23 protein-coding genes and 2 pseudogenes are annotated in these 26,208 nt (G+C 60.9%); 21 read left to right on the forward strand and 4 right to left on the reverse strand.

Going from position 1 to position 26,208, the window contains the following annotated elements:
- Positions 1-12: 12 nt before the first annotated feature.
- A complete protein-coding gene (locus HU743_RS11665) occupies positions 13-1,710 on the reverse strand; it encodes a sulfatase-like hydrolase/transferase (RefSeq protein ID WP_186648748.1) in 1,698 nt (565 codons plus the stop codon).
- Between the two features lie 389 nt (positions 1,711-2,099).
- On the opposite strand from HU743_RS11665, the gene HU743_RS11670 reads away from it, so the two are divergent.
- The 17 genes and pseudogenes from HU743_RS11670 to HU743_RS27180 all read left to right on the forward strand — a co-directional run.
- On the forward strand, positions 2,100-3,452 hold the full coding sequence (locus tag HU743_RS11670; RefSeq protein WP_186648750.1) for a UDP-glucose/GDP-mannose dehydrogenase family protein: 1,353 nt from the start codon (positions 2,100-2,102) through the stop codon (positions 3,450-3,452).
- A complete protein-coding gene (locus HU743_RS11675; RefSeq protein ID WP_186551979.1) occupies positions 3,449-4,483 on the forward strand; it encodes an NAD-dependent epimerase in 1,035 nt (344 codons plus the stop codon). The genes HU743_RS11670 and HU743_RS11675 overlap by 4 nt, the downstream gene beginning before the upstream one ends.
- A 14-nt stretch (positions 4,484-4,497) precedes the next feature.
- Positions 4,498-5,244: a sugar transferase gene (locus HU743_RS11680; protein ID WP_186551980.1), complete on the forward strand. Its 747-nt coding sequence runs from the start codon at positions 4,498-4,500 to the stop codon at positions 5,242-5,244.
- A complete protein-coding gene (locus HU743_RS11685) occupies positions 5,244-5,891 on the forward strand; it encodes a CpsD/CapB family tyrosine-protein kinase (protein WP_186551981.1) in 648 nt (215 codons plus the stop codon). The genes HU743_RS11680 and HU743_RS11685 overlap by 1 nt, the downstream gene beginning before the upstream one ends.
- 21 nt (positions 5,892-5,912) lie before the next feature.
- A complete protein-coding gene (locus HU743_RS11690; protein WP_186648752.1) occupies positions 5,913-6,935 on the forward strand; it encodes a polysaccharide biosynthesis/export family protein in 1,023 nt (340 codons plus the stop codon).
- 16 nt (positions 6,936-6,951) lie between these two features.
- A complete protein-coding gene (locus HU743_RS11695; protein ID WP_186648753.1) occupies positions 6,952-8,544 on the forward strand; it encodes a lipopolysaccharide biosynthesis protein in 1,593 nt (530 codons plus the stop codon).
- On the forward strand, positions 8,541-9,632 hold the full coding sequence (locus tag HU743_RS11700; protein ID WP_186648754.1) for a glycosyltransferase family 4 protein: 1,092 nt from the start codon (positions 8,541-8,543) through the stop codon (positions 9,630-9,632). Before HU743_RS11695 ends, HU743_RS11700 begins: the two co-directional genes overlap by 4 nt.
- Complete coding sequence (locus tag HU743_RS11705; RefSeq protein ID WP_186648755.1) at positions 9,629-10,996, forward strand: O-antigen ligase family protein; 1,368 nt, start codon at positions 9,629-9,631, stop codon at positions 10,994-10,996. The genes HU743_RS11700 and HU743_RS11705 overlap by 4 nt, the downstream gene beginning before the upstream one ends.
- Positions 10,993-11,961, forward strand: a complete 969-nt coding sequence (locus HU743_RS11710) for a glycosyltransferase (RefSeq protein WP_186623185.1) — start codon at positions 10,993-10,995, stop codon at positions 11,959-11,961. The genes HU743_RS11705 and HU743_RS11710 overlap by 4 nt, the downstream gene beginning before the upstream one ends.
- Positions 11,954-13,090, forward strand: a complete 1,137-nt coding sequence (locus HU743_RS11715) for a glycosyltransferase (RefSeq protein WP_186648756.1) — start codon at positions 11,954-11,956, stop codon at positions 13,088-13,090. Before HU743_RS11710 ends, HU743_RS11715 begins: the two co-directional genes overlap by 8 nt.
- Before the next feature lie 13 nt (positions 13,091-13,103).
- The gene (locus HU743_RS11720; protein ID WP_186648757.1) at positions 13,104-14,105 is read left to right on the forward strand and encodes a polysaccharide deacetylase family protein; all 1,002 of its coding nucleotides are present in this window, start codon (positions 13,104-13,106) and stop codon (positions 14,103-14,105) included.
- The gene (locus HU743_RS11725; protein ID WP_186551989.1) at positions 14,102-15,409 is read left to right on the forward strand and encodes an oligosaccharide flippase family protein; all 1,308 of its coding nucleotides are present in this window, start codon (positions 14,102-14,104) and stop codon (positions 15,407-15,409) included. Before HU743_RS11720 ends, HU743_RS11725 begins: the two co-directional genes overlap by 4 nt.
- Positions 15,406-17,325: a hypothetical protein gene (locus HU743_RS11730; RefSeq protein WP_186648758.1), complete on the forward strand. Its 1,920-nt coding sequence runs from the start codon at positions 15,406-15,408 to the stop codon at positions 17,323-17,325. Before HU743_RS11725 ends, HU743_RS11730 begins: the two co-directional genes overlap by 4 nt.
- Positions 17,326-17,393: 68 nt before the next feature.
- Positions 17,394-18,083 (forward strand): GNAT family protein, encoded by a 690-nt coding sequence (locus tag HU743_RS11735; protein ID WP_186648759.1) that lies wholly within the window; start codon positions 17,394-17,396, stop codon positions 18,081-18,083.
- A 4-nt stretch (positions 18,084-18,087) separates the two neighbouring features.
- The gene (locus tag HU743_RS11740) at positions 18,088-19,278 is read left to right on the forward strand and encodes a GNAT family N-acetyltransferase (RefSeq protein WP_186648760.1); all 1,191 of its coding nucleotides are present in this window, start codon (positions 18,088-18,090) and stop codon (positions 19,276-19,278) included.
- Positions 19,275-19,967, forward strand: a complete 693-nt coding sequence (locus HU743_RS11745; protein ID WP_186648761.1) for an N-acetyltransferase — start codon at positions 19,275-19,277, stop codon at positions 19,965-19,967. The genes HU743_RS11740 and HU743_RS11745 overlap by 4 nt, the downstream gene beginning before the upstream one ends.
- Before the next feature lie 321 nt (positions 19,968-20,288).
- Positions 20,289-20,426, forward strand: a pseudogene (locus HU743_RS27180) (transcriptional regulator); the annotation flags it as partial.
- Between the two features lie 31 nt (positions 20,427-20,457).
- Here HU743_RS27180 and HU743_RS11750 read toward each other — a convergent pair.
- Positions 20,458-20,730, reverse strand: a complete 273-nt coding sequence (locus HU743_RS11750; RefSeq protein WP_186623204.1) for a ribbon-helix-helix protein, CopG family — start codon at positions 20,728-20,730, stop codon at positions 20,458-20,460.
- Positions 20,731-21,048: 318 nt separating this feature from the next.
- Here HU743_RS11750 and HU743_RS11755 point away from each other — a divergent pair, with 318 nt between their 5' ends.
- Positions 21,049-21,240, forward strand: a complete 192-nt coding sequence (locus tag HU743_RS11755; RefSeq protein WP_186552583.1) for an antitoxin — start codon at positions 21,049-21,051, stop codon at positions 21,238-21,240.
- Positions 21,230-21,498, forward strand: a pseudogene (locus HU743_RS11760) (type II toxin-antitoxin system RelE/ParE family toxin). The gene HU743_RS11755 and the pseudogene HU743_RS11760 overlap by 11 nt, the downstream one beginning before the upstream one ends.
- Before the next feature lie 72 nt (positions 21,499-21,570).
- On the opposite strand, the gene HU743_RS11765 reads toward HU743_RS11760, so the two are convergent.
- A complete protein-coding gene (locus HU743_RS11765) occupies positions 21,571-22,470 on the reverse strand; it encodes a LysR family transcriptional regulator (RefSeq protein ID WP_186648765.1) in 900 nt (299 codons plus the stop codon).
- A gap of 234 nt (positions 22,471-22,704) precedes the next feature.
- Between HU743_RS11765 and HU743_RS11770 the strand changes: the two genes are divergently transcribed.
- Complete coding sequence (locus HU743_RS11770) at positions 22,705-23,721, forward strand: alpha/beta hydrolase (RefSeq protein WP_186648767.1); 1,017 nt, start codon at positions 22,705-22,707, stop codon at positions 23,719-23,721.
- Positions 23,722-23,883: 162 nt separating this feature from the next.
- Positions 23,884-25,311, forward strand: coding sequence for a mechanosensitive ion channel family protein (locus tag HU743_RS11775; protein ID WP_186648768.1), 1,428 nt, complete (start codon positions 23,884-23,886; stop codon positions 25,309-25,311).
- Between the two features lie 213 nt (positions 25,312-25,524).
- Here HU743_RS11775 and ycaC read toward each other — a convergent pair whose 3' ends face one another.
- Positions 25,525-26,148 carry an isochorismate family cysteine hydrolase YcaC gene (gene ycaC, locus HU743_RS11780; protein WP_186648770.1) on the reverse strand — a complete coding sequence of 208 codons (624 nt, stop codon included), beginning with the start codon at positions 26,146-26,148 and terminating at the stop codon, positions 25,525-25,527.
- Positions 26,149-26,208: the final 60 nt, after the last annotated feature.

Here is a 26,208-nt window from a genome sequence, read left to right on the forward strand (position 1 = left end):
CAACGCAGAACCTTACTGACCAACCGCCACACTCGCCGGCGCCCGCGGCGGCGTGACAATGCTGCCCAGATCAATATGTTTCCACTCGGGCCTGGCGCCCAGCCGCGCATTGAACCGGTAGTTGAAGGTGAATTCATCCGCCGTCGGCACGCTCAGCGATTTGCCATACACCGCCTCGATATTCGCCAGGTCGTAGCCCATCAACTGCAGCAGCGTCGGGAAAATGTTGTAGTGGCTGGAACGGTTCTTGTTCGCCGCCAGATGCGCCGACCAGTCCGGCGCCTGTAACCCGCGGCCCTGAATCACCACCAGCGGCACCAGCCCTTCCTCCTCCACCGGATCACCTCCGCAATGGGTGTTGAGGCCAGGGTTGCCGCGCTCATGCAAATCCTGGCCATGGTCGGAGGTGTAGATCAGCAGCGCATTGTCCAGCGTGCCCTCGGCAAACACCCGGGCGAAGAACTCGCCGACATTCCACAGCAGCGTGTTTTTGTAGGCGTTGCGATACAGCACCCAGTCGTCCGGCTGACCGTTGAAACCGGTGCGTTCGCCGGTGTCGGCGACTTCGCTGAACTGCCCGCGTGGCAGCGTCGGCCGATAGGCCATGAAGGCGTCCGGGTATTTGTCATGCACCGGAAAATGCGCACCGACCTTGTTGATCACCACCAGCTCGGGACGGTCGTCCTTGAGCAACGCGATCAGCTTGGCAGCAGCCGCCATGTCGCGGTCGCGCACGCGGGTCTGGTCGAATTGCACGAACTCGTCGATGTCGTTTTTCTCGCTCTGGGTCATCAGGTTCTGCAGGTTGCCCCCGGTGCGCTGGGCGTCGATGTACACCGTGCGCAAACCGGCCTTTTTCGCGTACTGCCAGATCGACGGCAGCGTGCTGTTGATGCGCATGTAGTCGGCACGGGTACCGCCGTAGCGCAAGGTGACATTGGTGTCGGCGCTGCAATTGGCAATGGACGCCGCGTATCCATAGTTGAAGATTTCGACGCCGGCCGGCGCTTGCTTGAGGTTGCTGTGCACGCCGAACGGCGCGTTGATGTCCAGGTAATTGCCAGAGACGCTTTCGTCGATGATCAGCACGATGTCGTGGCCGACGGCTGGCGCGGTCCGCGCGAGCGTCACCGGTTCCCGGGGGCCGACCGTGTTGTGCAGCGCCTCGTAGGCGAACAGGTTCAGATAGGCCAGCGGCGTGTACATGACCGGCAGCCCGCGCGCGCCTTCGCCCGCGCGTAGAAACAGCAACCCGCTGAGCGCCAACACAGCGACAACGGGCGCCGCGACCCGCAATACGTTGGGTAGGGCCAGCGCTCGCCGCGGCTTGAGCCCGATGCCAAACAGCAACAGCAAGCCATTGAGTACGGCATGCAAGATCGCGCCCCGGTACTGGTACGCCGCTTCCTGGATAAAACCACCGGAATAGACCAGCGAGACAAAATCGCTGTACCTCAGGTAATCCGCGGTGACCCGGGTATAAACATCAAAGAAAACCGCCGAAGCAAACAGCGTTAATGCGAATGCATGTCGAACGAGCGCCTGTCGTATATAGGCAGTCAGGTAGAGCGCGACGATAAGCGCCAAAAACATCGCGCCAAAAAAAAGTACATTAAAACTCCACCCGATAGCATTTAACCGATCCATGTAATAGTCGGAATAAAGCAACAGATAGATAACTAAAAGCAGTTCCTTGGCATATCTGAACATGTCGATACCGGCGGTGCGAAAAGGCGGGAAGTCAAAGGTTTGTCAGTCAGAAGCTGACACTAGCACCCGGCCATTAAATCGCAAGAATTGACTGATAGCCGGATAAACCGTCAAAAAAACCATGACTCAAAAATGACACACCAGCCGCGCTGAAAGCCTTCAATTACGCGGCTTTCGACCGTTTGTCGCTTAGATGAAATCTGAACAAATCTGCAAAAAAACAACAAACTCAATCGCAGCAATGACTTGATAGCCAATCGCCAAAAAACGCTTAAGTGTTATACCGGTGCAACATGTCATTTTGCTGACATGCTTTTCAAACCCTGCGCTATACCCCTTTAACAATCTCATTCCGTAGTTAACTTTTCTGGCTTTATTGAGGTGCGCAGATGGACGTGAGCGTATTTGGCACAGGCTATGTCGGACTTATACAAGCCGCCGCACTTGCCGATGTCGGCCATCGGGTTTTATGCATTGATATTGATCCGAACAAAATCAAACAACTGCAACAAGCGGTGCCGCCTATCAGTGAGCCGGGGCTGTCGGCAACGCTTGAAGAAAACATCAAGGCCGGACGTCTGTTGTTCAGTACCCAGGCCAGCGATGCAGTCGCCCACGCCGAGCTGATTTTCATCGCCGTCGGTACCCCGGCGGACGAAGATGGATCTGCCGACCTCAGCCATGTGCTCAACGTGGCCCGGCAGATTGCCGGCCTGATGGAGGCCGATCGCACGCTGATCATCAAATCCACCGTGCCGGTGGGTACTGCCGACCAAGTCCTGGCCGCAGCCAACAGCGAATTGCTGCAACGCGGCAAAACCGGACTGCAGGTGCGCGTCGTCTCGAACCCGGAATTTCTCAAGGAAGGCAGCGCCCTTGCCGACTGCATGCGCCCGGACCGGATCATAATCGGTACCCGTGACGATGAAGCTCGCGAGCAGATGAGCGAGCTGTACGCGCCGTTCTGCCGCAACCGCGAAAAACTGATGTTCATGGACAACCGCAGCGCCGAGCTGACCAAGTACGCCGCCAACGCGATGCTCGCCACCCGCATCAGCTTCATGAACGAGCTGGCCAACCTCACCGAACTGCTGGGCGCCGACATCGAAGCGGTGCGCAAAGGCATCGGCTCCGACCCGCGCATCGGCTATCACTTCATCTATCCGGGCTGCGGCTTCGGTGGCTCGTGCTTTCCCAAGGATCTGCGCGCGCTGCTGCACACCGCCGAACACAACGGCATGCCGCTGAAACTGCTGCGCAGCGTCACCGACGTCAATGACAGTCAGCGGCACATTCTCTTCAGCAAGCTGCAAGCGCAGTTCCCGCAAGGCCTGGCCGGCAAATCTATCGCGGTCTGGGGCCTGGCCTTCAAACCCAACACCGATGACATGCGCGAAGCCCCCAGTCGGTATCTGATGGATGCGTTGTGGGCCGAAGGTGCCAGCGTGCAGGCCTACGATCCGGAAGCGATGTCCGAATGCCGGCGCCTCTATGGCTATCGCAACGACTTGCATCTGTGCGCGACCCGCGATGACACCCTCGAAGACGCCGACGCGCTGGTGATCTGCACCGAATGGAAAAATTTTCGCGTGGTGGATTTCGCACTGCTCGCCGAGAAGCTCCGTTCCAAGGTGATCATCGACGGTCGCAACCTCTACAACCCGGAACAAGTGGCGGCCGCCGGTCTGCACTACAGCGGCATCGGCCTGCGTCACATCGCTCCAGAAGGAGTGCGGCCATGAAGATTCTGGTGACCGGTGCAGCCGGTTTCATTGGCGCCCATTGCGTCCTGCGTTTGCTGCGCGACGGGCATTCGGTGGTCGGCCTGGATAATTTCAACCACTACTACGACCCGCAGCTCAAGCATGACCGCGTGCAATGGGTGCGCGAACAGGTGGGTGACTTTCAGCTCGCCACGGTTGATCTGGCCCACGCTACAGCCATCGACGCACTGTTTGCCCGCGAACAACCACAAGTGGTGATCCATCTGGCCGCGCAGGCCGGGGTGCGTTATTCGCTGGACAATCCACGGGCGTATCTGGACAGCAACCTCAACGGTTTTCTGAACATCCTTGAGAGCTGCCGGCATCACCCGGTCGAACACCTGATCTACGCCTCGTCGAGTTCGGTGTACGGCGCCAACCAACACACGCCCTATTCGGTAAAGGATGGCGTCAACCATCCGCTGTCGCTGTACGCCGCGACCAAGAAAGCCAATGAGCTGATGGCGCACAGCTACAGCTATCTTTTCGGCATTCCCTGCACCGGCCTGCGCTTCTTCACCGTGTATGGGCCATGGGGCCGGCCCGACATGTCGCCAATCCAGTTCGCCCGGGCGATCAGCGAAGGCGAGCCGCTGAAGCTGTTCAATTACGGCGAGCATCAGCGCGATTTCACCTACATCGACGACATCATCGAAAGCATCGCGCGCCTCATCGATCAGCCACCGCAAGCCAATCCGCAATGGGATCGCGAGCAGCCCGACCCGGCCAGCAGCATGGCGCCGTGGCGGCTGTTCAACATTGGCGGGCAGCAGCCAGTCGCGCTGAAAACCTACCTCGCGCTGATGGAAAAACATCTCGCTCAGAAAGCTATTGTCGAGCTGCTGCCACTGCAACCGGGCGACGTGCTCAACACTTGCGCCGAGGCCAGCGACCTGGCCCAGGCCACCGGATTCCAGCCCCGGATTGAACTGGATGAAGGGCTGGGTCGTTTCATCGCCTGGTTCCGCGACTACTACCCCACTGCCCGCGCGCCGCTTGCGGCTGAATGAATGCGGAGGACGCCATGACTGGACATGAGAAAGGTGTACCGATCCAAGAGATGCGCCGCGACAAGCGAGTCGACCCAGAACATCGCATGCGCCTCGACGCAGCGATTCATCGCCAGGGTCGCGGCTGGTTAAGCGGCCGCGATGGCGGCCGCCCATGGCAACTGTCGCGGACCAATCGGGTGGTGGCCTGCCTCGGCGCGCTGGTGATTCTGCTGCTGTCCTCGCCGCTACTGCTGGGCCTGGCATTGATCATCAAGCACACCAGCCCGGGGCCGGTGCTGTTTGTGCAGAAACGCACCGGCTATCGCGGCCGCAAGTTCGGCATGTTCAAGTTCCGCACCATGGTCTGCAACGCCGAAGAACTCAAGGAATCGCTGCGCCACCTGAATAAACACGGGGCGGACGCCATCGATTTCAAGATCGACAAGGACCCGCGCATCACCGGCATCGGCCATTTCTTAAGGCGCACCAGCCTCGATGAGCTGCCCAACCTGATCAACGTGGTGACCGGTGACATGCGTCTGGTCGGCCCTCGCCCGACCTCGTTCAACGCCTACCGCTACAAGGACAATCATCTCGCGCGTCTGGCGATCTACCCCGGCATGACCGGCCTGTGGCAGATCTCCGGGCGCAGCAACATCGACTTCGACCAGCGCGTTGAGTTGGACCTCAGCTACATCGCCGAGCAGAGCCTTCTGCTTGATCTGAAGATTCTGTTGAAAACCCCCTTCAAAGTATTCAGCGGCCACGGAGCAAGCTAATGGACGGTTCAACCAATAACAGCCTGAGCATCGCCAGCCCCAGCGAATCGAACCTGACCTCGACCGTGCTGGACCTCGATCTGCGGATCCTGTTCCTGACCGCAGCCAATCCCGGCGCGGGCACCACCACCAGCGCCCTGGCCCTGGCCAGTCAACTGGCACAAATGAGCAGCGGCCAGGTGCTGCTGGTCGACGCCAGCCAGTCGGCCAACAACCTCACCCAGCAGATGAACCTTGGCAAGGAGCGCGGCCTGCGCGACCTGTTGTTCAACCCGGACAACCCGCCGCTGTTGCAGGACTGCGTGGTGCAGGTGTCGAGCCTGCCCTTCCACGTGCTGCCCAACGGCCGGCCGATCCGCACTCTGGAGCACCTGACGGCCGAACGCCTGAGCCCGTTGCTCGACCAATTGGGTAGCCGTTACCGCTTCGTGGTGATCGATGGCGACGCGGTGTACTCCGCCGCCGACACGCTGGTCATCAGCACTCAGGTCGACGGCGTGGTGTTTGTCGTGCGCGCCGAAGATACCCGTTGGGAAGTCGCCCAGGCCGCCGTGCAACGCCTGACTCAGGCCGGCGCAAAAGTGGTCGGCAGCGTGTTCAACCGGCGCAAGTACTACATGCCCAAATGGCTTTACAAAAACCTGTAAGCAAACGCAAAGGATGACGCCATGAACGCCAGAATGCTTGTCCTGCTGTTGCTGCCGCTTGCAGGCTGCTCCAGCACTTCCGAGACCCGCAACATGCCGGTGAATATCCTCACCGCCGCACCGGCCAACGCCCAGGCGACTGACATGCCGAAGGTCGAACAGACCCTGCGCCCGAAAGACGTGCTGGATGTGATTTTCCATATCAGCACCAGCGGCTCGGACGCTTACCGCGTGCAGTCGGGCGACCAGATCGGCCTGAATTTCACCGCCGCCAGCCAGCTCAACGGCACGCAACTGGTGCTGCCCGACGGCACCATCGAACTGCCGGGTGCCAACACCTCAGTGAAAATCGCCGGCCTGACCAGCGAAGAGGCCCGCCAGGAAATCCAGCGCGCCTATCAGCGCAAGCAGCTGTTCCAGCCCAATCGCAATCAGCTCTCGGTGCAGATCCTCAGCCCGCTGAGCAACGAGCAGAACCTCAAAAGCGCGTTGAACCACCCGGCCACCGGCATGAGCCGCGAAATCACTGTGGGAACCGACGGCTACGCGAGTTTTCCGGAAGTCGGCGCCGTGCCGCTGCAAGGCATGACCGTCAATCAACTGGAAACCTTCCTCAATCAGCGATACGCGCAACTGCCGGGACGGATGACCGTGGACGTGCTGCTCAAGTCCACCGCCGGCAACGAGATCTACGTGCTCGGTGAAGTCGCTCAACCAGGCTCGTACCCGATCCGCCGGCCAGTGTCGGTGCTTGAGGCGCTCACGCTGGCGCGCGGCACCAACGTCAAGGCGCGCCTCGATTCGGTGGTGATCATGCGGCGCAACGGCAATCAGGTGCAGGCAATGAACTACGACGTCGAAAAAGCCTTGTCCGGCGAGGCGCCACAGATCGCCTATCTGCAGCCGGACGACATGCTCTACGTACCAAAAACCAAACTCGCCAGCGCCGGCGAACTCGCCCGGCAACTGGCCGATGTGGTGCTGTTCCAGGGCGTCGGTTTCAGCTTCGGCTACCGCGTCGACAACAAAGGCAGTGACAACTGACTCTCAGGTGAACGACATGAACCCAAAAGAAAATTACCTGCACGAGTTCTTCAGGATTTTCTTCGCCAACAAGCAAACGGTGAAGCGCATCTTCCTGACCTTTGCAGTGATCGCCCTGCTCCTGCCGTTGCTGCTCAAACAGAGCTTCGATATCACTGCGCAGGTGATCGTGCAGTCGAAAAAGCTCTCTCAGGGCGATGCGACGACCTCGCTGACCCAGGACAACGCCACGTTCATTCCGCCATCGCTGGCGGACATGGAAACCGAAAGCAATATCCTCCGTTCGCCGGCGCTGATTCGCCAGACCGTCAGCGAACTGCGTGACAACGGTCAGTACAACCCGCCACCGGGCTTACTCAGCAAGCTGGCCGGCGAACCGTTCAAGCGTTACGTCAGCACGCCACTGCGCGAATATGTGATCAATCCGCTGCGTGATGCACTGGGCATGGAAACCGATCCGGTGCGCGACACGGCACTGGACGGCTTGACCCAGGACGCCATCGACAATCTGAAGATCGAAACCCTGCCAGGTTCCAATGTCATCTCGATCGTCTACAGCTTCCCCGATCCTGTTCAAGGCACGGCGTTCGTCGCCGCATTGCTGCAAAACTATCTGGTCGATCGTCAGGCGTTGCAATCGATCGAGCTGCCGCACTCGTTCTACGAGACCAAGAAGCATCAATACCAGGTGCGACTCGATGGTCTGGAAGGCGCGCGGCTGAGCCTGTTGGAAAGGGTCGGTTCGTCCGATCCGAAAGAGGAAATCACCTTTCGCCTCAATGCGATCAACACCGAAGAGCAGGCACTCAATCTGTATCGTGATCGCTTGCTGCAAAGCCAGCGCTGGCTCGATTACCTGAAATCCAGCCTGGCCGCCGCCAACACCAACAAACTCAATGACTACACCTTTCCGTTTACCTTCACGACTACGGTGGACAACATCGCGTTCGAGGACCGCGAGATCCGCCAGATGGGCGAGCAACTGACCACGCAGGTCAGCCGCTACATGAACGACCTGGCGGTATTTCAGCCCGGCAGCGAACCGATGTTGCTGGCCCGCGAGCAAATCGCGCGCACACGCCAGCAGTTCCTCAAGGTGGTCAATAACCGCATCCAGGAACGCACGATCGACCTGTCGGTGGTCAGCCAGGTCATCGAGCAGAAAACCGCGCGCATTGCCGAGTTCAAGAATCGCATCCATCAATTGCAGCAAACCCAGAGCAAGCTGCGCCAGATGGACACCGAAATCGGCGCGTTGCACGCAGCGTTTTCGACCTATGCACAACGCTTCGCTGAAAGCAGCACGACGCGCGCGCTGGATAATGACTTGTCCAATGCTCGTGTACTGAGTCCACCGTTTGAACCGACCGCCGCGGCTTTTCCCAAACCGCTGCTGATCATTCCGTTCGGGCTGTTCACTGGACTGTTGCTGGCAATTGCCTTCGTTTATGTGCGTGAGTTCTTCGATCACCGCTTCAAGCATCCGGCGCAAATCAGCCATGAACTGGGCCTGCCGGTACTGTTGGTGCTCAACGAAGAAACGCCGCAGATTGGCAATCCGCATAAACACTGGACCATGCCACGCCTGGTTCACTGGGTGCGCAATTGAACGCCGCGTCCACCCCGTGCGCCGCGCTGCCGATCATTCATTTGCTCAGCAGCGGCGGCTTCTACGGGGCCGAGCGGATGTTGCTGGATCATTGCCTGGCGACGTCGGGGCAGCACCAAGTGCTGTTTCTCGACGCCCCGGCAGAATTGATCGAGCGCTTTCGCAACGCCGGGGTGGACGCTCGCGGCTGTGCCGGGCTTGGTCGACTGCTGCGGCATTTGCATCGGCGCCGTGGTGATCGGCCGTTGCTCAACACACACAACTTCAAAGGGCTGTTGTTTGGCTGGATCGGCGCAACGCTGTTGCGCCTGCCGCTGGTAATCACCCAGCACGGTTTCACTCCGCGCAGTCGCAAGCAGAAGTTTTACACCTGGTTGAGCCTGCAACTGTGCCGCACGGCGTCAGTCAAGCGAGTGGTCTGCGTGGCGCAGAGCATTGCCACGCTGCACCTTGAGGCCAGCGTGCGGGCGGAGAAGTTGCAGGTCATTCCCAACGGTTTGCCAACAGCGCCGGCCCTCCAGCCGGCGGCAGACCGGCAACGCTGGCTGGCCGGTTACGTCGGTCGGTTGAGCAGCGAAAAAGGCCCGGATCTGTTTCTCGATGCGCTGATTGCCCTGTGTCACCAGCACCCGCAACTGGACGCGGTGATGCTCGGTGACGGCCCGGAACGTGAGGCGTTGCAGGCGCGCATCGACGCTGCCGGCTTACAGGAGCGGATTCGCTTGCCCGGCTATCAGACCGCGATGCAAGGCTGGTGGCAGCAACTTGATGCGCTGGTGATCAGCTCGCGCACCGAGGGCACACCGATGATTTTGCTCGAAGCGATGCAGGCCGGCGTGCCGGTGGTGGCGTTCGCGGTCGGCGGCATTCCCGACGTCTTGCAGGACCGCCACAACGGCCTGCTCGCGGCGCCGAACGACACCACCGCCCTCGCCCGCCAGCTCGACACCTTGCTGGCCGAACCGAAGCTGGCTGCGCAGTTGCGCGACAACGCCAGACGCACACAACAGGAGCGCTACGACCTCAAGGCTTTGGCCGAACGCTGGTCGCAGCTGTACATCCACACGGCACGGGAGGCACGCGCATGATTTTCCCGCTCTCGATCGTCAGTCTGCTGGCACTGGTCTGTCTGGCTTTGCTGGTCAGTCCTTATCCGTTCCTGGCCCCGGGGGCGGTGCTGGGGCTGCTGGGTTTCACGGTGCTGTATCGCAAACCGTCGTGGGGCCTGTTGGGCATCGCCGCGCTGGTGCCGTTTGAAGGTTTCTTCAAGGACACTGCGTTTTCCGGGAGCAAATTGATCGGTGTTTCGCTGGCCCTGATTCTGGCGTTGCAACTGGCACTGCATCAGCTTCCATCGCAGCGTCTGCGCAGCAACCTGTGGCGCTACCTGATCGGCTTCATGGCCCTGTACCTGCTGAGCCTGCTCGCCAGCGACAACCTGGGCATGTCGCAAACGCATCTGCGTGAGCTGAGCGTGGGCCTGATTTTGTTCGTGATCACCTTGCTGGTCGGTCGTGAATTGAATCTGGATCTGTTCGCCCGACTGGTCACTCTCAGCGTCAGCGCGACCTGCGCGATGGCGATGTTTTCCAGCCGATTCCAGGACAAGGGCCGCGCCGCCGGCCTGCTCGAAGACCCCAACGCCTTTGCCCTGCTGATCGCCTTCGCCGTGCCGCTGGGCCTGCTGCTGGTGATTCGCAGCCCGAACCTGCTGCACCGTTTGTTTTGGGCGGCCTGCTGCCTGTTGTTGCTCGGCGGCATGACCAAAACCGAGTCGCGCTCGGGGCTGGTGGTACTGGCCTTGAGTCTGGCCATCGGTGTCTGGCATTACCGTCAGCAGCTCACCCACATCCGCCCCCGGCATTTCGGCTTCGCCATGCTCGGTGCGGCGATCATCCTTCCCCTGGCGATCTACGCAATGCCGGCCGGTTATCTGGCCCGCATTCAGTCGCTGAGTATCTTGAGCGCCGGCGCCAAGGCCCAGGACGAATCCCTCGGCCGTCGCGCCTCGTACATTGTCGTCGGCAGCCAGATCATCCGCGAGCATCCGCTGCTCGGCTCCGGCCCCGGCACCTTCCCTTTGCACTACGCAACCACCGGTTATGCCAAGGCGTTTTCGGCCAATCGCAAGATCGGCGATCTGTATCGTCGGGCGCATAACACCTATCTGGAGATTTTCAGCGAGCTGGGTATTCCCGCCGGGCTGCTGTTTGTTGGCCTGCTTGGACAGGGTTTCTTCAACCTGATCCGCGCACGAAGCGCGTGGTTGCAGCGGCGCGAATGGCAGCAGGCGGATTTGATTACCCATCTGGGAATGAGTTTTCTCTCATTGACGCTGTTCCTGATGTTCCTCAGCGCGCCGAACCTGAAGTACCTGTGGATCATGCTTGCGCTGACCTGGGTGCTGCGCCTGAAAGCCGAGCAGGCAGCGCTGACGGAGGCCAGGGCATGAGCCAGATCAGCATTGTCATTCCGATGTACAACGAGGCGCGGCACATCGGCCGCACCCTGCTGGCCGCTCGCAAAGCCGCGAACGCCGCCGACATGGACTGCGAATTGATTGTCGTCGACAACGGGTCCACGGACGACGGACCACAGATCGCCCGCGCATTCGGCGCTCGGGTGCTGGTGCTGCCCGGCCTGCTGATCGGCGCTTTGCGCAATCGCGGCGCAGCGATTGCCAGCCACGAATGGCTGGCCTTCATCGATGCCGATATCGAAATGCCCGAGGACTGGCTGCTCGCTTTGTTCGCGCTTGAGAGGGAGGCTCAGGGCGATGTGTTCGGCCTCGACCTGCACACCCCGGCCGCCGCCCCGTGGTACGCCAGCGCCTGGCAGCGACGCAACCTGCGGCCATCGCGCAACGTCAGCCGTAGCGTGCAATGGCTGCCCAGCGCCAACCTGTTGATGCGCAGGCGCTGGTTCGACGAGGTCGGTGGTTTCAACGAAACCCTGCGCACCGGTGAGGACAAGGAATACACCCTGCGTCTGCACAAACACGGCGCGCGCCTGCTGTCGGTCAACCGAAGCATCGCCCTGCACTGGGGTTATGAAATGACTTGGCGCGAATGGGTCGGCAAGGAACTGTGGCGTCAGGGCAGTCACCTGCAATTGCTGCGCACCCACGGCATGAGCCTGCGTCTGCTGCGTTTTCCGCTGCTGTCAGTGCTGGTGTGGTTGCTCGATGCGCTGGCCATCCTTGCGTTGCTCACGGGCTACGCCCATCAGGCATTGATGCTGCTGATGCTGGGCCTGCTGCCGAGTCTGTTGCTCAGCGTGCGGCAAAGCATTCGCCAGCATAACGTCAGCCTGACGCTGCAACTGTGGGGCCTGCACTGGGTGCGTCTGCACCTGGCCAGCGCGGCATTGATGCTCGGTCTGTGTCATTGGAACGCCAGGAGGCCTGCCCGTGGCTGAACTCATTTTTTGCCTGTGCCTGTTGCTGCCGATGTATGCCTACATCGGCTATCCGCTGCTGCTGACCTTGCTGGCGCCGCTGTTCCCGGCCTGGCGACATGACCCGGCGCCGCCGCTGAATGTCAGCATCGTCATCGCCGCGCACAACGAGGCGCGGCACATCGAGCACAAGTTGCGCACGCTGCTTGCCCAGGATTATCAAGCGGCCGCACTGCAAATCATTCTTGCCAGTGACGGTTCGACCGATGACACCGTGGCCTGCGCGCACAAGATCGTTGACCCGCGCATTACCGTGCTCGACCTGCCGCGCCAGGGCAAAGCCGCCACGCTGAATGCCGGCGTCGCTGTGAGCACCGGGGACATTCTGGTCTTCACCGATGCCGACAACCAATGGTCGCGCGACACCCTCGGCCACTTGCTCGCGCCGTTGAGCGATCCGCAGGTCGGGGCCTGCGCCGGGCACATGGTGATCCCGGTCACCGGTGGCGGCCTGAGCATCGGCGACAGCCTCTATCGGCATTACGAAGGCTGGTTGCGCCGGGTCGAGAATCGCACCGGCTGCATGGTCTCCGCCGATGGCGCCCTGCTCGCCTTGCGCCGTGAGTTGTTCCAGAACGTGCCGGCCGAGGTCAACGACGATTTCTTTATCAGTACCTGCGCGCCGGTGGCGCACAAACGCATCGTCTACGTGCCCCAGGCCCAGGTGATCGACCAGGGCGTCGACGAAGCGGACAAGCAGTGGCGCCGCCGCCAGCGGGTCACGGTCGGTGGCCTGCAGAGCCTGGCGCAACGCAGTGAACTGCTCAATCCATTCAAGCACGGCCTGTATTCGATCGCGTTGATCAGCCACAAGCTGATCCGTCGACTGGCGCCGGTACTCCTGCTGCCGCTGCTGTTGAGCAATTTCTGGCTGTGGAACGAGCACGGTTTTTTTCGCTTGAGCCTTATCGGGCAATTGACCGGTTACTCGATTGCCATCGCCGGCCTGCTGGATTCGCAACATCGTTTGCCCAAACCGTTTCGCCTCGCGGCATTCCTGCTGGTGACACTGGCCGGCATGAGCGCGGGCCTGTGGCAGTTCCTTCGCGGGCAGCGGTACGCACAATGGAATCCCGACCAGAATCGTTGAGAGGACGCATGCCATGGCGATCAAACAGCTGATAAAACGCACCAGCGGTTGGCTCTATCTCAACTCATCCGTGGGGCGCAACCAGTTGCACGGCGCAGGCGTGATCCTGATGCTGCACCGCGTGCTGGCCAATGACCGCGCCGCCAACCTGCCGCACCGCAATGAGCTGTGCGTCGGCCCGCAGGCGTTCGAACACCTGCTGATGTGGCTGCGCAAGCATTTCGATTGCGTGCCACTGATGGAACTGCTCCAGCCCAACGCCCTGCGCACCGAACGCCCGCAAGTGGCGCTGACCTTTGATGACGGCTGGCGGGACAACGCGGTGCACGCCTATCCGCTGCTGCAAAAACACCAAGTGCCGGCGAGCGTTTTTCTCTCTACAGATTTTATTGGCAGCCGGCAGCGGTTCTGGTGGGAAAGCGTTGGCGAAACGCTGTGGGGCAGTCATGGCGACAAGGCCCGGATGCACCTGATCGAATACCTGCGTATCACGGGTCACCCGCTGCCGGTGCTGCTCGACGATATCGACGTCGACCGGCGCAGCCTGGCGTTGCTGCATTATCTGCAAGGGTTAAAAAGCCTCGATCCGCAGGAACTTGAACGTCTGACCGATGAGTGTCCGCCGGAATCCTTGCCGCAAGCGCTGGACTGGCATCAGGTACGCGCCATGGAAGCCTCCGGTCTGGTGCGTTTCGGCCCACACGGCGCCAGTCATTCGATCCTCACCGGACTGGACGACCTGCGTCTGCACGAAGAAATCAGCCGTAGCCGCGATGCCTTGCACAACGGCTGCAATCGTCCCTTGCCGGTGTATTGCTACCCCAACGGTGATAACGATCAGCGGGTGCGCGAGCAGGTCGCCAACCACGATTATCCGTTTGCCCTTGGCACGACCACCGGACTTTATCGCGGCGCCGGCGACCCTCTGAACCTGCCGCGCTTCGGCGTCAGCCAACGCACCGCGCGCAATCCGGAGCTGCTGTCGTTACGGATCTTTCGCGGGGCACGGCCATGAGTCGCGGCAGCTACCTCAGGCATCTGGCGCTGAGCATGGGCACCAAACTGGCGATGATCGCCTTGCGCCTGCTGCGCAATGTGTTGCTGGCGCGGATTCTCGGCCCGAGCGAACGCGGGTTGTTCGCCCTGCTCAGCACCCTGCCGGATCTGATCAGTGCGGCCACCAGCGGCGGCTTGAACTCGGCGGTCGGTTATCAAGCGGCCAATCAGCGGCCGATGGGTTTGTTGCTCGCTCAGGTGTTGGTGTTTGGCTGTCTGCTGGCCGGGCTGCTGACATTGCTGGTGGTCGCGCTGGCGCGAGAATTTGGCAGTGAACTCGATGTCACGATGCAGCTCGGTCTGCTGGCGTGGCTGTTGCTGCTGGCAGTACCGCTGACGGTTCTCAAAAGCGGCCTGCTGACCTTGCACAACGCGTCGGGCGGCGTGGTCGCGTTCAATGTCTTGCGTCTGATCGAATCGCTGGCGCCGCTGCTGCTGTTTGTTGCTCTGTTCTGGATGTGGAAAGAGGCGGCACTCGAAGCCGCACTGATCAGTTGGCTGGCCGGTATCAGCCTGGTGGTGCTGGTGGGCTGGATGTGGCTCAAACGCGCACAACCGCTGCAACTGCAATGGGACCGTGCGAGCCAGAACGAGCTGCTGCGATTCAGTGCGCGCAGCCATCCGGACCTGCTGTTTCAACAGGTCATTCTGCGCTCCGACTATTTGTTTATCGGCGCCCTGCTGGGCAGCACCGCGCTCGGCCATTACGCCATGGCCAGCGCCGCCGCCGAACTGTTGCTGATCGTTCCGGAAGCGGTCACCACACCGCTGATGAAGCGCCTGCTGCAACAGGACAAAGGCATGGACAAGGTCACTCCGCTGGCGCTGCGCCTGACCGCCACAGTGATGCTCGGCGCCTGCGTCACCATGGCGCTGATCGGCGAATGGCTGATTGTCACTCTGTTCGGCGTCGCCTACCAACCGGCTTATCCGGCGCTGCTGGCATTGCTGCCGGGGCTGCTGGGCCTGTGCTACGCAAGCATTCTGCGCCTGGACCTGATCGGCAAGAATCGCCCGGCGACCGTCTCGCTGATGATGGGCGTGGGCGCGTTGCTCAATCTGGGGCTGAACCTGCTGCTCATCCCGAGCCACGGCATCGTCGGCGCAGCGGCGGCGTCTTCGATTGCTTATCTGGCAGTGACCCTGGCGATGCTGGTGCTTTATTGCAGACTGAGCGGCGTGCCGTTCTGGCACACGCTGTTCATCCTGCCCGGTGACATCGCTCCGATGTGGCTGATGCTGCACCGCAGGAAAGCCGCATGAAGCGCCTGGCCTTGCTGCTCGGACTGGGCATGACGCTGCACGCCTTCGCGGCGCCCATGCAGTGGGGCGAGATCCGCGACGGCAGCCTGTATCTGCGAGCCGATCGCCCGGATACAGTCACCGTGCGCTGGGTTCCGGCGTGGCAGGCTGACGCCAATGAAGAGCATATCTATCTGCTCGACGGTCAGGGCCGTTTGCAGGGCGAACGGTCGATCAAAGCCAGTGAAACCCGCGGTTCGCAGCGCTGGCCCTTGGTGCCGGGGGCTGCCAGCTATCGCCTGGAGATTCCCGGCTACAGTTTCCGCAGTTACCGCGTCGAGCATGACGATAAGACCGTGGCGCTGTTCAGTCCGGCCAAAGTGCATTTCAGTGTCGAAACCCGCAATGGCGATGAGCTGTTTTTCAAGGTGGCACCGGGCGAACACGCGGTGCTGAACGGCAAATACCATGGCGGCGTCAACGCACTGCAAGCACAGCGCGTGGACGATGGACAACAGCTGTCGCTGGCCCTCAAGCCCCACCGTGCCTATTGGCAATTCGATCAAGTGGCCTTGCCGGTCAGCGACCGCGAACAGACGTGGCGGTTGCGCCTGCAGGGCAGCGGCAGAGCGGCATTCTGGCTCGACGGCACGGCCAATCTGTTTGCGCAGAATCAGCAGCATTTGCAGCCGTTGCGCGAAGACCCGGGCCAGACCCGACTGGCCCTGCACGATAAAGTCCTCGGTCGCACGCCGGATCTGGGCATTGCCTTGCCCAATCTCATGCCGCCCGCGACCAGTCATGCTGCATTGGATGCCTTGAAACCCAGTGCGGCGAGTTATTACAGCTACGTTGACGTCACTTCGAAAAATGCCCGTTTCGAAGACCCGGTTCGCAAGCTCTATCAGACTCGCTTCGGCATCCGCCAGGACATCACCCTGCTCGCCGGCACCGGGCGTCGGGCCGATTTGCGCGCCGATGTGCAAAGCAGCAACGGCCTTGAAGCCTGGCTCGCCAGCACTCGGGCATTGGGCGGCCAAGGCACGCATTACATCGGCTTTGCCGACGAGCCGAACCTCAACTATTCCAGCTTCGAAGACTATCGAACGATTTTTCTCAGCATGGCCCGCCAGGTGCGCAGCGATCCGGCCAATGCCAGGGCCGGCGTGCGCATCGCCATGCCCGCCAGCTCACGCTTGGTCAACGGGCCGTTCACCCGCAACGCGGCGGGCAAACGCGGGATCGACTGGGCCCGGCAACTGCTCAACGAATCCGCCGATCAGGTCGACGCATTGGCCTGGCACGAATGGATGGTGCGCGACTTGCTCGCGACCCGGGTCTACCGCGACAGCGTGCGCCGTGCCGCCGAGCTGGTCGGTCTCGACAGTCAGGGTCAACCGCGCAAGGCCTTGCTGCTGGACCAGACCAACCTGTCCAGCGGCTCCAGCCTTAGCCCCTACGATCAGGAAACCCATTACGCCGCGCTGTGGTGGGCCTCGGTCGTCATCAATGCTTCTCAGGACGGCTTGTTGACCATGCTCAATTGGTTTCAGGCAGCCGATGAGCCGCCGTATGCCAAGGGCATGGTGCGGATTCTGGACAACGGCCGCGTCGAGCTGAAACCGGTGGGCCTTGCCCAGCAATTCATCGCTCGGCACTGGCTGCCGCACGTGCTGCAACTGGATAACGACGCTTTCGAAGTGGATGTGCTGGCGATGGCCAGCGGCGAGCAGCGCACGTTGCTCGGGGTGAACAAAGGCACACGCCTGCAACGCGTTGATCTGAGCGGCGCCCAGTGCCCTCTTAACCAAGGCGCCCTGCGTTTCTTCGGCGCCGACAATCGCAGCCGCGACGTACCGTTTGCCTGCGAAAACGGCCGCGTGCGTTTCCAATTGCCAGGGCAAACCCTGTTTGCCCTGGACTGGAGCGCTTCATGAACCGGCCTGCGCTGTTCTGCCCCGCGAACCGGTTGCTGTGCGTGGCACCCTCATCAGGAGAAAGAACCATGGAAGTTTTGCAAAAACTGCGCGGACATATCCGTCGAAAAGGTCTGCGAGCGACCTTGGCGAAGATCCGCAGAATGTACCTTTTTGCCCATCAGGAACTGCTGTGGATGCAGCGCGATCTGGTCAGCCCGGTGCCGCCGCACAGCCTCAAACCCTACCCGCCACTGCGTGTGATGAAGATCACTGCAGACAACGCCAGCGCCTTTACTCGTTACTTCGGCGACCGCGTCGGCGTCATGGCCGAGCTGGCCGATGACGGGCACACCGGGCATATGCATGTCGACGAGCACGGTGATGCCGTGGCGTTTATCTGGGGCACGCCGCACGACTATTTTGATCGGCATTACTACGGCTGTCGGTTCCCGGTAAAACCCGGCGAGTTTTTCGAGTTCGGTGGCGAACTGGCCCGCGCCTACTGGGGCACAGAGTTGTCGGTGGACCTGCAATTGCAATTGTGGAAAGCCATGGCCGCTCAGGGTTGCAGCACAGTGGTCGACGTCTGTGACTCGAGCAACATCCCGGCGCTCAAGCTGCACCTGCGCATGGGCTATACCGAACAACAGCGGATCATGAATATCTACACGCTGTTCGGCCGCTGGCGCTTCTATCGCGAAACCCGCTACAGCGGTTCACGCCTCGGAGCGCTGCGCAAACCCTCCCGTCCACCTGTCACAGCCACGGCGACCTGAACCTATGGCGATGCGATTCGAATGGCGCACGTCCCTGTGCACCGCCGACTTTCCGGCAACCGCGTACGAAGCGTTGCGCCTGCGCGTGACCGACCACACGCCGTTCAACAACCTTGGCTGGATGTGCGCGGCCGAGCAGGCCTTGGGCGAGGATCAGCGCCTGCAGATTCTGCTCGGTTGGGATGCAGAGGCATTACGCCTGTGCCTGCCACTGGTGTCCAGCCGCGAACGCTTCGCTGGCCTGCCATTTCGCGTCTTGCATCACTTGGGTTATCCGCTGGCCGATCGCTTGGCCCTGCTGTCGCTGCTCGGCGGCGAGGACATGCGCGCTGCGCTGGTGCTGATCCGCCAGCGCCTGCCCCATGCGCTGCTGCAACTCAATGAACTGTCGGAACCTGCCGGTGAAGAAAGTGCCCTCACCGAATGGATAGCGCGTAGCTCCACTGCTGAACGACGCCTGAGTTGCCGGGTGCCGGTGCATCTGATCAGCGAAACCGACCATCAGGAAGTTTGCGGCGATCCGCGCTACAAACTGCGTCGGGCGCGCAAACGGATTGCGGCGTGCGGCGCCCAAATACGGCGAATCACCCCCGATGCGCTGTCGATGCCTACGGTTCTACAAGCGCTGCAGGAAGTCGAGTCGGTCAGTTGGAAAGGTGACGAGGGCGTCGGGATTTTCGCCACCGAACGCAGCCGTCAGTGGATGGCTAGCGCTTTCACCGCCCTCGCCGCTCAAGGCCTGGTGCGGGTCGTGACGCTGGAGCTGGACGATCGCTGCATCAGCTATCGGCTGGGCCTGCTCGAGCAGGGTCGACTCTACGACTACAACCTTGCGTTCCTGCCGCAGCATGCCGATCTGGGCAGCGGTCGGGTGCTGCTGGAGGAGTGGATTCGCTGGGGCCTGGACGAGCAATGGCGCTGGATCGATGCGTCGCGGGTCAGCCTGGATAACTCCAGCCATCAACTGCACGAGCGCATGACCGGCCAGATCGAACAATGGCGCTGGAGCTTCTACTCATGGCGCCCCACTGGCTTGCTGCTGGGCCTTGGGCTACGTCTTTGGCACTACGTCAAACCGGCCCTGCAAAAAAGGCGCGCACAGCGTGCCGGCAACCCGGCGGCGGCACATACATCCGTAACTCAACCGGCAACATCCTCCACCACACCTGGGCTAGGGCCTCGGAGAGCATCATGAACGTCATCGAAGAACTGCTTCTGCGCATCAAACAAAAAGGTCTGCGCCGCACCCTTGGCGCGCTGTGGAAACGCTACGTATTCGCTCACCGTGAATTGCTCTGGATGGAGCGCGATCTGGTCACGCCGATTGCCCCCAACAAACTGCGCCCCTGTGAAGGTTTGCGCAGAGTCGACATCACCGAGGAAAACGCCAAGGCATTCAGCAAGCACTTTGGCGACCGCGTGCAGACCATGGCCGAGCTCGCCGCTGAAGGGCATACCGGGCACATGTACCTGGACCAGGACGATCACACCGTCGGGTTCGTCTGGGCCAGCACTCGCGACTATTTCGACCGCCACTTTTACCGCTGCACGTTCCCGGTCAAGCCCGGTGAATACTTCCAGTTCGGTGCCGAAATTGCCCGGCCCTATTTCGGCAGCACCTTGACCGTCGACGCACAGACCGCACTTTGGCAAGTCATGGACGCCCGGGGGTTCAAAAAAGTGGTGGATATCTGCGACAACGCCAATGTGCAGGCCTTGAAGATGCACATGCGCCTGGGCTATCAAGAGCAAGGGCGGATTACCCACGTTTACGACCTGTTCGGCCACTGGCGCTTCTTCCGCGAAACACGCTACAGCGACTCAAGGCTGGAGGCGCTGCGCAAACCGGAAAGACCGGTAGCGACGGCGGCGGCGCAGGCTTGATTCAGACTGGATACTTGAGGCGGTTTTGATACCGCCATCGCGAGCAGGCTCGCTCCCACACTGGATAGTCGCCTTACACCTATCCATTGTAGGAGTGAGCCTGCTCGCGATGAGGCCAGTAGCTGCACCGCAACTCTCACAATCGATTGGCTTCTTGCCTACAGCCACTGACGACACTTCCAACATCCAGTAAAGACTTGGCCGACTGTTTATCCGTGGCTACCTGCTTATAGTCGACCAGCTACGCAACCGCGGAAACGACAAATCCTCACAAAGCGCAGACATCCGACGCGCACAAAAAATGGCAAAGGAGGTTTAACCATGAGCCAGACTTTGACGAATTTCGACATGGTCGCGCTGCTGGACAGTGACGAAGCCATCAGCGAATACCTGTCTCAGGTGCTAGCAGACGGAGACAGCGAAGAGTTCCTTCGCGCGATCGGCTACGTGCTCAGATCGGAAAGTCCTTCTCGCCCACTTCGCCTCCATTTCAAAGTGGTGTCTTGCGAGGCGTATCGCAACTCAAGCTGTCGACCCATATCTGCACTGATTGATGATCAATGACGCGCCCGGCGTCCACGTCAGCCAAGGCTTCATGCGTCAAACGGCTGCGCTCTTCCTCTTGATCAATCCAGGCGCTCGATGCCTGCTTCACAATACAGCTGTGCGAGCGTTCCAGACGTTCGGCTATCAGATCGACCTTCTCGGCCAGTTGCACCGGTACATGGGCGGTCACGGATCGGGGTTTCGTTGCCGTGGCCATGTCAGTTGACTCCTCGATATTGCGGATAGCGGGTGATTGAGCAGCATGAGTCTAGAACAGACGCGGGGTGGCGGTTGTTGCAATGTTGTAAGTCCGCCACACGGCGCGAAACAGCGAGTCCTACAGAAAAAGGAAGGCACACGGGAAACCCGAACCGTTTTCCTACATCTCCCGTCGGTTGGCCGTCGGAAGCGCTCAGACTAGGATTTGTCGAACTACAGATATTCATGGAGCTCGACCAAGATGCAATTCATCCAGACAACGACGACAGCAATCCCTGTACCGAATAGACTGCCAGGCATTGATCCCGGAGGCACTATGGACAGCAAAATCTTCCCCGCTGATTCAGAGTTTGAAAGCGAAGAGCAGGCTGCCAGTCATGATCGCTGGCTGCGAGCCAAAGTGCAGGCGTCAAGAGATGACCCACGTCCGAGCTTCGCGCATGACGAAGTGATGGCGCAAATGCATGCGTTGATCGAGTCCATGCGAAAAAAGGCCGATGCAGATTAAATGGCGGCCCGAAGCCAGGCCGATCTATCGAACATCCTCAGATACATTGGCGAGAGAAACTTTGCAGCCGCAGTGAGTCTCTCGAAATCCATTGAAGAATCCACAACCTCACTCTCTGTTCATCCCCGCCTCTACCGTAAAGGTCGATCTCCCGGCACTCGGGAAATCGTTGTACATCCTAATTACGTGGTGATTTATGAGGTGACGGACCGAATCGAGATTCTGAGCGTTTTGCATACTCGACAGGAATATCCATAACGGCGTCGCTGGAAAAAACGGTGTGATGTTCGCTCGTTCGATAACACACCGCTTGCCTGAGAAGCCGCAGGATCAAAGATTCACATGGCTCTGATTAAGCTGTTCACGCAGAAACTCCACCAGCGCCTGCACCGGCCTTGAGGCCTGACGATGCTGCGGATAAACCGCCGACAGGGTCAGCGGTTCCGGGCGCAAATCATCCAGCACTGGCACCAGCCGTCCGTCTTTCAGCGCCGCGCCGAGGATGAACGTCGGCAGATAGGTAATCCCCATCCCCTGCACCGCCGCGTCCCGCAGCAGTTCGCCATTGTTCACGCGCATGCGTCCGGTGACGTTGACCAGCACCGGTTTGCCCGGCCCTTCGTTAAAGCGCCATTGCACCGAGCGCCCATGGCCGTAAGGCAGGCAGTCGTGGCTGTGCAAGTCTTCAGGCTTGAGCGGTGTACCGCGTTCGGCGAGGTACGCCGGGCTGGCGCAATAGACCCGCTCGATGCTGGCGAGGCGCCGAGCGATCAGCGTCGAGTCTTCCAGCACACCGATGCGCAGGGCCAGGTCGTAGCCCTCGCCAAGCAGGTCGACCGGTCGGTCGCTCAGGTCCACCTCGACGGTGACCTCGCGGTAACGCTGCAAGAACAACGGCAACAGGCAACCCAGGTGCGCGACGGCAAACGACAGCGGCGCGCTCAGGCGAATTGTCCCGCGTGGCTCGGCGGTTTCGCCGGCGATGCCCTGCTCGACCTGTTCCACCTCGCCAAGCAAACGCAGCGCCGACTCGTAATAGCTCTGCCCCAGCGGCGTGACGTCGAGGCGACGTGTCGAGCGGTTCAATAAACGCACACCGAGGCGTTCTTCCAGTTGCATCAAGCGACGGCTGACGAATTGCTTGGACAGACCCAACTGGTCGGCTGCGGAGGTAAAGCTGCCGGAGTCCATGACCTGGCAAAAAATACGCATGTCTTCGAACGGGTTCATTGTCGCTCTCTGGTGGACAGTTAAACGCTTTATAGCCGCTTTTTCGCTTTCCAGCAGCCCATTAATCTGTGCTCACGGTTTGAAAACAACCCTGAACAGGTAGGCGCTGCCGAAGGCTGCCATCTGATCGTCGGGACGCGGAGCGTCCCCGGCTGCATTCCCACGCAGAGCGTGGGAACGATCAGATCGCAGCCTTCGGCAGCTCCTGCATCACATCTAAAAATGGAATTGAACATGAACATCAAGAAAACCCTCGCCGCGTCCCTCCTCGCTCTGTCCGTCAGCAGCGCCTTTGCCGCCGGCAGCCCTGGCGTGGAACACAACACTCAAGCGTTCCTTGATGCCCTCGCCGCCGGCGGTGGCCGCCCGCTGGAGCAACTGAGCCCGAAAGACGCCCGTGCAGTGCTGACCGGTGCGCAGGCTTCGGTGAAGGTTGATCTCTCCGGCGTGGAAGTCAGCGACAAGGCGATCCAGGTTGATGGCCAGACGATCAATCTGAAAGTGGTGCGCCCGGCCAAGGTCAAAGGCGAATTGCCGGTGTTCATGTTTTTCCATGGCGGCGGCTGGGTGCTGGGGGATTTCCCGACGCACCAGCGTTTGATTCGTGATCTGGTGGTCGGCTCGGGCGCTGTTGCGGTGTATGTCGATTACACGCCGTCGCCGGAAGCGCAGTACCCGACCGCGATCAACCAGGCTTACGCCGCGACAAAATGGGTGGCCGAGCACGGCAAGGAGATCGGTGTCGACGGTAAGCGTCTGGCGGTAGCCGGCAACAGCGTCGGCGGCAACATGGCGGCGGTCGTGGCGTTGATGGCCAAGGAGCAGAAAGCTCCGGCGCTGCGTTTCCAGCTGTTGATGTGGCCGGTGACCAACGCGCAATTCGATGACGGCTCGTACCAGCAATTTGCCGAGGGTCACTTCCTCACCAAGGGCATGATGCAATGGTTCTGGGACAACTACACCACCCACCCGGCCGAGCGTGCACAGATCCATGCCTCGCCACTCAACGCCACTACCGAACAGCTCAAGGGCCTGCCCGCCGCGCTGGTGCAGACCGCCGAGTTCGACGTGCTGCGCGACGAGGGCGAAGGCTACGCGCGGCATCTGGATGCCGCTGGCGTACCGGTGACCTCGGTGCGCTACAACGGGATGATTCATGACTTTGGCCTGCTCAATCCGCTGAGCCAGATTCCCGAAGTGAAAGCGGCGGTGCGTCAGGCGGCGGCGGAACTGAAGACTCATCTGAACTGAGGCGACGCCCTGTGGCGAGGGAGCTTGCTCCCGCTTGAGGGCGCAGCACTCACAAAATCTTCGCGGCATGGATGACTTTGGGGCTGCTGCGCAACCCGGCGGGAGCAAGCTCCCTCGCCACAAATGCCATTCGCCAATACTTATGTAACGCCGGAGATTGTCATGTCCTTCTTCCTCACCCACCTGCTGTCCTGGAGCGCCGTGTTGCTCCTGCTTGACGCCGCACTCTGGCACTTCTCGCCCTTCACCCACCGTGCCCCCAGAGTCGGCGTGCGTCTGGCACTGTTTCTGGCATTCAGCGCGCTGGTGATCAACGCCGGTGTCAGCCCGTTGCAGGCACCGCTGTTCGCCGATGATCGCGTGGCACAACTGGGCGCGACGGCGTTGGGGATTCTCTGGTGGCTGTACGCCGCAAGGGTGCTGACCGAAGTGATCGGCCTTGCGCTGATGCGCCGCATCGGTCACAGCGGTCGCTTGCTGCAGGATGTCATCGGCGCGCTGGTGTTTCTGGTCGCGATTGTCGCGGCGGCCGGCTACGTGCTGGAACTGCCGGTCAAAGGGCTGCTGGCAACGTCCGGGGTGGTCGCGATCGTTGTCGGTCTGGCGCTGCAAAGCACCTTGGCCGATGTGTTTTCCGGCATCGTCCTCAACACCACCAAGCCCTATCAGGTCGATGATCTGGTGATGATCGATGGCGTCGAAGGCAAGGTCTTCGATATCGATTGGCGCGCCACCCACCTGCTGACCAGCGCCGGGACCATGGCCGTGGTACCGAACTCGGTGGCGGCCAAGGCGAAGATCGTCAACCTCAGCCGGCCGAGCAACATGCACGGTGTGTCGATCAGCATCCAGGTGCCGAACCATATCCGTCCGCGTCGGGTGCTCGATGCCCTTGATCGGACCTTGCAGGGCAGCAGTTCGTTGTTGCTCAGCCCCGCGCCGAAAGCGGTGCTCAAAGAAGCCGGCGAAACCATGTCCGAGTACGTTGCCAGCGGTTTTATCGCCGAGCTGGGCAAGAAAAGCGAAGTGCGCAATCAGCTGTTCGACCTCGCCCACCGTCATCTCGAAGCGGCGGGGATTTCGCGGCATCCCGACGGCGTCATCGAACCGTCGAGCCGCGCCCGCGCGTTGCTGGATGAAGTGAAGATTTTCCGTTCGTTGAGCAGCGAAGAACGCGATCGCCTCGCCGAATCGATGGTTGCGCAGCAGTACACGGCGGGCCAGGTGGTGCTGGGTCTGGACGAGGTGCCGGATAGCCTGTTCGTGATTGCCACGGGTGTGGTCAGCGCGACGGTGCCGGACGGTAACGACCAGACCGAGGCCGGGCGCATGGGCCCGAGCGAAGTCATGGGTGAGCAAAGCATTCTTGCCGATACACCGTCGCAGGCGACGTTCACGGCGCTGACGTCGAGCATCATCTATCGCCTCGACAAACAGTTGACCCGTGAGTGCATGGACAAGCGCAGCGAAGTCGGCCGGGCCTTGAACAAGTTGCAGGCGGTGCGTCAGCAGAACAGTCGCCTCGCGTTGATGGCCAAACCGGTGGCGGTGAAGAAAGGCGGTTTTTTGGGGTGGCTGCAAAAACGCTAACCCACCCCTTTGCAAACGCCAAAACCTGTGGCGAGGGAGCTTGCTCCCGCCGGGTTGCGCAGCAGCCCCAACATCGTCCATGCCGCGAAGATTTTGTGAGTGCTGCGCACTCAAGCGGGAGCAAGCTCCCTCGCCACAGGGGATCGTTGGCTGCCCCTCGTTCAGTTGCACTGAGAATGCCCGCAAACGAGCGGGCACTTTCAGTTCAACTTATTACTTGGCGGTGAACTTGGTATAGCTGTTGATCAGGTTGCGATAGTTAGGCAGACGCTCGGACAGCAGATGCGCCAGACCTTCCATGTCGTTGCGCCAGTCGACCTGCAGCTCGCACGCCACGGCGAACCAGTTCATCAAATGTGCACCGGCAGCCGACATCCGCGCCCACGCCGCTTGCTGCACGGTGGTGTTGAAGGTGCCCGACGAGTCAGTCACCACAAACACTTCGAAGCCTTCAGCAATCGCCGACAGGGTCGGGAATGCCACGCAGACATCAGTCACTACGCCAGCGATGATCAGTTGCTTGCGGCCGGTGGCCTTGATCGCTTTGACGAAGTCTTCGTTGTCCCAGGCATTGATCTGGCCTGGACGCTGAATGAACGGTGCGTCCGGGAATTGCTCGAGCAACTCAGGCACGATCGGGCCGTTGGGACCGGCATCGAAGCTGGTGGTCAGAATGGTTGGCAGCTTGAAGAACTTGGCGATGTCGCCCAGTGCCAGCACGTTATTCTTGAACTCGTTCGGCGAGAAATCCTGGACCAGCGAGATCAGACCGGTCTGGTGATCGACCAGCAGTACGACGGCATCATCTTTGTTCAAACGCTTGTAAGGAACGCTCATGGCAAAACTCCTGGAGGGATGGTTGTTGCGGGAAGCGCCGACCCCGCTGGCCGACGCTTT

This window comes from Pseudomonas sp. SWRI99 (assembly GCF_014270125.1).
Lineage (GTDB): Bacteria > Pseudomonadota > Gammaproteobacteria > Pseudomonadales > Pseudomonadaceae > Aquipseudomonas > Aquipseudomonas hamedanensis.

Excerpts from the sequence above, each read along its gene's own strand:
- HU743_RS11665 (WP_186648748.1), bottom strand. The coding sequence starts at position 1,710 with ATGTTCAGATATGCCAAGGAACTGCTTTTAGTTATCTATCTGTTGCTT.
- HU743_RS11670 (WP_186648750.1), top strand. The coding sequence starts at position 2,100 with ATGGACGTGAGCGTATTTGGCACAGGCTATGTCGGACTTATACAAGCC.
- HU743_RS11675 (WP_186551979.1), top strand. The coding sequence starts at position 3,449 with ATGAAGATTCTGGTGACCGGTGCAGCCGGTTTCATTGGCGCCCATTGC.
- HU743_RS11680 (WP_186551980.1), top strand. The coding sequence starts at position 4,498 with ATGACTGGACATGAGAAAGGTGTACCGATCCAAGAGATGCGCCGCGAC.
- HU743_RS11685 (WP_186551981.1), top strand. The coding sequence starts at position 5,244 with ATGGACGGTTCAACCAATAACAGCCTGAGCATCGCCAGCCCCAGCGAA.
- HU743_RS11690 (WP_186648752.1), top strand. The coding sequence starts at position 5,913 with ATGAACGCCAGAATGCTTGTCCTGCTGTTGCTGCCGCTTGCAGGCTGC.
- HU743_RS11695 (WP_186648753.1), top strand. The coding sequence starts at position 6,952 with ATGAACCCAAAAGAAAATTACCTGCACGAGTTCTTCAGGATTTTCTTC.
- HU743_RS11705 (WP_186648755.1), top strand. The coding sequence starts at position 9,629 with ATGATTTTCCCGCTCTCGATCGTCAGTCTGCTGGCACTGGTCTGTCTG.
- HU743_RS11710 (WP_186623185.1), top strand. The coding sequence starts at position 10,993 with ATGAGCCAGATCAGCATTGTCATTCCGATGTACAACGAGGCGCGGCAC.
- HU743_RS11720 (WP_186648757.1), top strand. The coding sequence starts at position 13,104 with ATGGCGATCAAACAGCTGATAAAACGCACCAGCGGTTGGCTCTATCTC.
- HU743_RS11725 (WP_186551989.1), top strand. The coding sequence starts at position 14,102 with ATGAGTCGCGGCAGCTACCTCAGGCATCTGGCGCTGAGCATGGGCACC.
- HU743_RS11730 (WP_186648758.1), top strand. The coding sequence starts at position 15,406 with ATGAAGCGCCTGGCCTTGCTGCTCGGACTGGGCATGACGCTGCACGCC.
- HU743_RS11735 (WP_186648759.1), top strand. The coding sequence starts at position 17,394 with ATGGAAGTTTTGCAAAAACTGCGCGGACATATCCGTCGAAAAGGTCTG.
- HU743_RS11740 (WP_186648760.1), top strand. The coding sequence starts at position 18,088 with ATGGCGATGCGATTCGAATGGCGCACGTCCCTGTGCACCGCCGACTTT.
- HU743_RS11745 (WP_186648761.1), top strand. The coding sequence starts at position 19,275 with ATGAACGTCATCGAAGAACTGCTTCTGCGCATCAAACAAAAAGGTCTG.
- HU743_RS11750 (WP_186623204.1), bottom strand. The coding sequence starts at position 20,730 with ATGGCCACGGCAACGAAACCCCGATCCGTGACCGCCCATGTACCGGTG.
- HU743_RS11755 (WP_186552583.1), top strand. The coding sequence starts at position 21,049 with ATGGACAGCAAAATCTTCCCCGCTGATTCAGAGTTTGAAAGCGAAGAG.
- HU743_RS11765 (WP_186648765.1), bottom strand. The coding sequence starts at position 22,470 with ATGAACCCGTTCGAAGACATGCGTATTTTTTGCCAGGTCATGGACTCC.
- HU743_RS11770 (WP_186648767.1), top strand. The coding sequence starts at position 22,705 with ATGAACATCAAGAAAACCCTCGCCGCGTCCCTCCTCGCTCTGTCCGTC.
- HU743_RS11775 (WP_186648768.1), top strand. The coding sequence starts at position 23,884 with ATGTCCTTCTTCCTCACCCACCTGCTGTCCTGGAGCGCCGTGTTGCTC.
- ycaC (WP_186648770.1), bottom strand. The coding sequence starts at position 26,148 with ATGAGCGTTCCTTACAAGCGTTTGAACAAAGATGATGCCGTCGTACTG.